The organism is Azospirillum sp. 11R-A, from assembly GCF_049472615.1.
GTDB lineage: Bacteria > Pseudomonadota > Alphaproteobacteria > Azospirillales > Azospirillaceae > Azospirillum > Azospirillum palustre.
Genome location: NZ_JBCEBL010000001.1, coordinates 751,956 through 758,187 on the forward strand (window position 1 = coordinate 751,956; position 6,232 = coordinate 758,187).

General features: G+C 67.4%; 5 protein-coding genes and 1 tRNA gene. 4 read left to right on the forward strand and 2 right to left on the reverse strand.

Annotation, left to right across the window (positions count from 1 at the left end):
* Nucleotides 1-97: 97 nt before the first annotated feature.
* Together VH569_RS03595 and VH569_RS03600 are read right to left on the reverse strand one after the other, a co-directional pair.
* Entirely contained in the window at nucleotides 98-1,393 is a 1,296-nt protein-coding gene (locus VH569_RS03595; RefSeq protein WP_391348437.1) for an RsmB/NOP family class I SAM-dependent RNA methyltransferase, read from the reverse strand.
* Nucleotides 1,394-1,540: 147 nt separating this feature from the next.
* A tRNA-Gly gene (locus VH569_RS03600) sits at nucleotides 1,541-1,615 on the reverse strand.
* 201 nt (nucleotides 1,616-1,816) lie between these two features.
* Between VH569_RS03600 and VH569_RS03605 the strand changes: the two genes are divergently transcribed.
* The 4 genes from VH569_RS03605 to VH569_RS03620 all read left to right on the forward strand — a co-directional run bounded on the left by VH569_RS03605 (nucleotide 1,817) and on the right by VH569_RS03620 (nucleotide 6,101).
* Nucleotides 1,817-2,608 (forward strand): enoyl-CoA hydratase/isomerase family protein, encoded by a 792-nt coding sequence (locus tag VH569_RS03605; RefSeq protein ID WP_423314090.1) that lies wholly within the window; start codon nucleotides 1,817-1,819, stop codon nucleotides 2,606-2,608.
* Between the two features lie 53 nt (nucleotides 2,609-2,661).
* The gene (locus VH569_RS03610; RefSeq protein WP_423314092.1) at nucleotides 2,662-3,396 is read left to right on the forward strand and encodes an aspartate/glutamate racemase family protein; all 735 of its coding nucleotides are present in this window, start codon (nucleotides 2,662-2,664) and stop codon (nucleotides 3,394-3,396) included.
* A gap of 107 nt (nucleotides 3,397-3,503) precedes the next feature.
* Nucleotides 3,504-4,955 (forward strand): DHA2 family efflux MFS transporter permease subunit, encoded by a 1,452-nt coding sequence (locus VH569_RS03615; RefSeq protein ID WP_423314094.1) that lies wholly within the window; start codon nucleotides 3,504-3,506, stop codon nucleotides 4,953-4,955.
* 255 nt (nucleotides 4,956-5,210) lie between these two features.
* On the forward strand, nucleotides 5,211-6,101 hold the full coding sequence (locus VH569_RS03620) for a LysR family transcriptional regulator (protein ID WP_098738890.1): 891 nt from the start codon (nucleotides 5,211-5,213) through the stop codon (nucleotides 6,099-6,101).
* The last annotated feature ends 131 nt before the right edge of the window (nucleotides 6,102-6,232 follow it).

Genomic DNA, 6,232 nt, shown 5'->3' on the forward strand with positions numbered 1-6,232 from the left:
GAACGCGGACGGAAGCATGGCTCGTGTCGTATCAATTCGCCGCCCGCACCGCAAGACAGGGCTGGGATTTATCCCGCGGTGCGGACCGCAAAAGGCTTCACCCCTGGCGCCGGCGCAGGCGTGCCACGAAGAAGCCGTCGATCCCGCCGAGATCGGCCAGCATGCCCGGCAGGCTGCGGACCTCCCCCGCCTCGTTGATCGGCTCCGACAGGCCGCCGAGTTCATCGGCGGTCACAGGCCAACGCTCCACCCGCTTGTCCTGTTCCAGCAGGCGGGCGACCTGCACCTCCCCCTCTTCCGGCTGTATGGAGCAGGTGCAGTAGATCAGCGTGCCGCCGGGCTTCACCAGCTCGACCGAGCGGGCGAGCAGCCGCGACTGGGCACGGGCCAGCTTGGCGATGTCGTCGGGCGTCTTGACCCGCAGGATGTCGGGATGGCGCCGGATCGCACCCGTAGCCGAGCAGGGCGCGTCGAGCAGCACGGCGTCAGCCGGCTCCTCCGGCTCCCAGGTGGTGGCGTCGGCGGCCAGCACATCGGCCTCAAGGCGCAGGCGCTTCAAGTTCTCCGTCACCCGTTCCAGCCGGCGGGCCGAGCGGTCGATGGCGGTGACCTGCGCGCCCCGCACCACCAGCTGCGCCGTCTTGCCGCCGGGGGCGGCACACAGGTCGAACACCCGCTTGCCCGCCAGATCGCCGAACAGCTTGGCCGGCAGCGAGGCGGCGAGATCCTGGATCCACCATTCCCCGTCCTCGAAGCCCGGAAGCTCGGTCACCGACCCGCCGGTCGGACGGCGCAGCGATCCGGTCGGCAGCAGGGTGGCACCCAACCGCTCCGCCCAGCCGGCGGGGTCGGACTTCACCGTGATGTCGAGCGGCGCCTCGTGCAGGTGCGCCTCGACGATGCCGCGGGTGCGGGCGGTGCCGTAGGCGGAGCGCCAGGACAGCCACAGCCAGTCCGGCGTGTTCAGCCGCCCGGCATCCTGCCGCGCCGCCATCTCCGCCCCCTCGCGCCCGATGCGGCGCAGCACGGCGTTGATCAGCCCCTTGTAGGGAGCGGCGTTGCGCGCTGCCGCCAGCTCCACCGCGGTGTCGACAGCGGCGTGGGCGGGGGTGTTCAGGAACACCAGCTGCGCCGTGCCCAGCCGCAGCATGTCGTGGATGGCCGCCTTGGGCAGGCCCGGCTTGGCGAGGCTGGCCTGGATCATCTCGTCGATCTGGCCCAGCCGGCGCAGGACGGTGGCGACCAGCAGGCGGACGAAGCCGCGGTCGCGCGGCTGCAACGCCGCCAGTTCGGGATGCGCGTCGAACGCGTCGTCGAAGGGGACGGACTTGCGCAGCACGTCGCGCAGCAAGTCGAGCGCAACGCCGCGGGCGGCGAGGGAAGTGTCGGTCATGTGTATGGATCTAGCGCGCCGGACGGCCAGTGTCGATACGGGATACCCAGCGATTTCAAAAGCCCGTTGCCGGGCCGCGGAAGCCGGAAAAGCGAAGGGCCGGTGCGTTGCCGCCCGGCCCTTTGATCTTCGCTTTCACCGGAGAACTGGAGCGGGCGAAGGGATTCGAACCCTCGACCCCAACCTTGGCAAGGTTGTGCTCTACCCCTGAGCTACGCCCGCGCTCCCGTCGTCCGGGAGCCGCTTTCTACGGAAACACGGCCTCCGCCGCAAGAGGAAAATTCACCCTCCCCTCACTTTTTTCGCGACCTCCCCTTCCACCCTTGCGGCCCACCCGTTCCGCTCCGCGGCACCGGGCAGCTTGCGTCCCGGCAGCAGGGCGCTATGGTACGCGGCCATACGGCAACGGATGGAGACTGCGGCATGGCCGGCACCATCACCCTGACCCGCGATGGAGTCGTCGCGACCCTGACCCTGTCCAACCCGGACAAGCTGAACGCCTTCGACAAGCCGATGTGGCACGCCCTGATCGGGCACCTGAGCGCGCTGGAAGCCGACGAGGGTGTCCGCGTCGTCGTCATGCGCGGCGGTCCCGGCACCAACGGCGCCCGCACCTTCTCCCCCGGCGCCGACATCTCGGAGTTCGAGAGCGAGCGCAACAGCCCGGAACAGGGCGCCAGCTACGGCGACCTGATGGACGAGGGGCTGGATGGCCTGCGTGCCTTGCGCCATCCGGTTCTGGCCGCCATCGACGGCCCCTGCTGCGGCATCGGCCTTGCGGTGGCGCTGGCGTGCGACCTCCGGGTCTGTTCTGAGAGCAGCCGCTTCGGCGTGCCGGTCAGCCGGCTCGGCATCTCCATGGGGCCGACGGAGCTGAAGCTGGTGGCCGACGTCGCCGGCGGTCCGGCGGCGCTGGAAATCCTGCTGGAGGGCCGCGTCTTCGGTGCGGCGGAGGCCAAGGACAAGAACCTCGTCCACCGCATCGCTGCGGATGAAGGCTTCGAGGCGGAGATCGCCGCCACAATCCAGCGCATCGCCGCCGGCGCGCCGCTGGCCGCGACCCTGCACAAGCGCTATGTCCGCCGCCTCTCCGATCCGGCGCCGCTGACCGAGGCGGAGATCGCCGAATGCTACCGCTGCTTCGGCACCGGGGATTTCCGAGAAGGCTACAGGGCTTTCCTGGAAAAGCGGAAGCCGGTGTTCACCGGGCGGTGACGTGGTAAGGCTGGCGGCCTGTTCAGGACGAGCCAATGAGGAGCCTTACCGCGATGACGATCCGTCCAACCGTCCGCCCCCTGCCACAGAAGACCATCGGCGTGCTCGGCGGTATGAGCAATCAGGCCACCGGTGAATATTACCGTCTTCTCAACGACGGGCTGAATGCCCGGCTGGGCGGCTGGGACAACGGCGAGATCGTCATCGTCAGCGTGAATTTCGGCAACATCGAGCATTTCGTCCGCACCGGCGACTGGAACGGCGCCGAACGCTACCTCTCCGGCAAGGTCGATGCGCTGGAGCGGGCCGGCGCCGACTTGGTCATCTGCGTGTCCAACACCATGCACCGGGTGGTCGAGCCGATCATGGCCGGCCGCAGCATCCCCTTCATCCACATCGCCGACCCGACGGGCGAGGCGATCGCGAAGGCCGGGCTGCGGCGGGTCGGCCTGCTCGGCACCGCAGCGACCATGCGGTCCGACCTGCTGGCGGAGCGGTTCCGCGACCGTTTCGGCGTCGAGCTTCTGGTGCCCGACGAGGCCGACCAGGCCCTTGTCGACCGCATCATCTTCGACGAGCTGGTCCGGCGCGACCTGCGCCCCGACTCCAAGGCCGAGTACCTGCGCATCGTCGAGGATCTGCGCCGCCGCGGCGCCGGGGGCGTGATCCTGGGCTGCACCGAGATCTTTCTGCTGATCGACCAGCCCGACCTGCCGGGCTTCCCGGTGTTCGACACCACGCGGCTGCACACGCAGGCGGCGGTGGACTTTGTTTCCGCGGCCGAGTGATCGGCTCCGACCGCGCTTACGCATGGCAGGGCTTTCGCATGGGCGATGGTCAATGCGGCGGGACGCCTCACATTCGTAGGGTTCCGCTCTCTGCCTGACGGTCCGTCATGTCGCGCGTCACCCCGCTGATCATCGCCTGCGCCCTGTTCATGGAGAATCTCGACTCGACGGTGATCGCCACCGCCCTGCCGGGGATCGCGCAGTCGATGGGCGAGGATCCGCTGCGGCTCAGTCTGGCGATGACCTCCTACATGCTGGCGCTGGCGGTGTTCCTGCCGGTCAGCGGCTGGGCAGCCGACCGTTACGGCGCCCGCACCGTCTTCGCCAGCGCCATCGGCGTCTTCATGGCAGGGTCCATCGCCTGCGGCCTGTCGAACGGGCTGGTGGAGCTGGTGGCCGCCCGCATCCTACAGGGCATGGGCGGGGCGATGATGGTGCCGGTCGGCCGGCTGATCCTGCTGCGCACCGTGCCCAAGGACCAGCTGGTGACGGCGATGGCGCGGATGACCCTGCCGGCACTGATCGGGCCGGCGCTGGGGCCGCTGGTCGGCGGGGCGATCACCACCTACGCCTCCTGGCGCTGGATCTTCTTCATCAACGTGCCGATCGGGCTGGTGGGCATCGCGCTGGTTCTGGCGCTGATCCCCAACCTGAAAGATGAGCAGCGCGACCCCTTCGACGCCCTCGGCTTCCTGTGGAGTTCCATCGCGCTGGCTGCCTTCATGTTCGGCTTCGAGAATGTCGGACGCGACCTGCTGCCGGCCTATGCTGTGGCGATCCTGCTGGCGGTGGCGCTTCTGGCGACGCTGGCCTATCTGCGCCATGCCCGGCGGGTGGCGCGGCCGGTGCTGGACCCGTCGCTGTTCCGGCTGCAAACCTATCGGGCGTCGGTGCTGGGCGGCACCCTGTTCCGCATCGGCATCGGCGCGGTGCCCTTCTTGATGCCGGTGATGCTGCAGATCGGCTTCGGCCTGACCGCCTTCGAGTCGGGCGCCCTCACCTTCGCCGGAGCGGCGGGCGCCCTGACCATGAAGGCGCTGGCCGGCCCGATCCTGCGCCGCTTCGGCTTCCGCCCGGTGCTGACACTGAACTCCATCGTCAGCGGCGTGATCCTGGCCAGCTACGGCGCCTTCCGCCCCGACACGCCGCATCTGGTGATCCTCGGCGCGCTGCTGCTGGGCGGCTTCTTCCGGTCGCTGCAATTCACCGGCATGAACACGCTGAGCTACGCCGAGGTGCCGCAGCCGATGACAAGCCGCGCCAACACGCTGGCCAGCGTGATGCAGCAGTTGTCGATGAGCCTGGGCGTCGCCGTCGGCGCCACCACGCTTCACCTGACCGTGCAGTGGAGCGGCACGCTGACCCCGGCCTCCTTCGCTCCCGCCTTCCTGACGGTGGGGCTGATGGCCTGCGCCTCCAGCCTGCCTTTCTGGCGCCTGTCCGCCGATGCCGGCGACGAGATCAGCGGACATATCGGCCGCCGCGGTCCGGACAAGCCGACGGGCGATGCCCGCAGCGCGACGGTCAAGGCCGCCGCCCTGACCGACGCCGCGGATTAGCAAAACAGGGGCGAACGGCCACCGCCCCGTTTCCGAGCATCGTAAACATCCCTATCCATTATACGGATATGCCCGGATCGCTGTGACTTCGGATGAGAATAACTCCGGTGATCATGATTAATTTTCGTGCGAATCGCTTTTACTAGCGCGTGCGTTCCGGGCGCGTTCCCGCTATAAACATGCATGGCGGCCATGCGCCGTCCTCAAGATAAACGGGAGGCTCCGGGCGGTTGCGCATCGGGGCGGGACAGCATGATGGATTGGGACAAGCTTCGGGTCTTCCACGCGGTGGCCGAAGCCGGCAGCTTCACGCACGCCGGTGAGACGTTGAACCTCAGCCAGTCGGCGGTCAGCCGCCAGATCAGCGCGCTTGAGGAAAGCCTGGGCGTTCCACTGTTTCACCGCCACGCCCGTGGGCTGATCCTGACCGAACAGGGCGAACTGCTTCACCGCACCGCCCGCGACGTCTTCGCCAAACTGTCGATGACCGAGGCGATGCTGACCGAAAGCCGGGAGCATCCCAAGGGTCCGCTGCGGGTGACGACGACCGTCGCCTTCGGATCGACCTGGCTGACGCCGCGCATCAACGAATTCATGTCGATCTACCCCGACATCCAGCTGACGCTGCTGATCGACGACGACGAGCTGGATCTGGCGATGCGCGAGGCGGACATCGCCATTCGCATGAACACGCCGCGCCAGCCGGACCTGATCCAGCGGCACCTGATGTCGATCCGCTTCCACCTCTATGCCAGCCAGAGCTACCTGAAGAAGAAGGGCTCGCCCAAGACGCTGGCGGAGCTGGACAACCACGACCTGATCACCTACCCGCCCGACGTCCGGGCGCCGATCCCCAACGTCAACTGGATCATGGAAATGGGCGATCCGTCGCCCAACCGGAAACCGATCCTGCAGGTCAACAGCGTCTACGCCATCTACCGCGCAGTGGAGAGCGGGCTTGGCATCGGCGCTCTGCCCGACTTCCTGGTCGACAGCTTCTCCAAGGACGTGACGCGGATCCTGCCTGATGTCGACGGGCCGAAGGTCGACGCCTACTTCGTCTATGCCGAAGAATTGCGCCATTCCAAGCGCATCGCCGTCTTCCGCGACTTCCTGGTTAAAAAAGTGGCAGAAACTCCGTTCTGACCACGAACATTTTTAGTGATCCCGTAAGAGAATTGCCAAAAACGACNGGCATTTTTATTAGCTTCCTAAGGGACTTCAGAAGCCATGCGTGTCTTGCATGGTAGATTTATACATTTGTGCCTTGAAAGTTG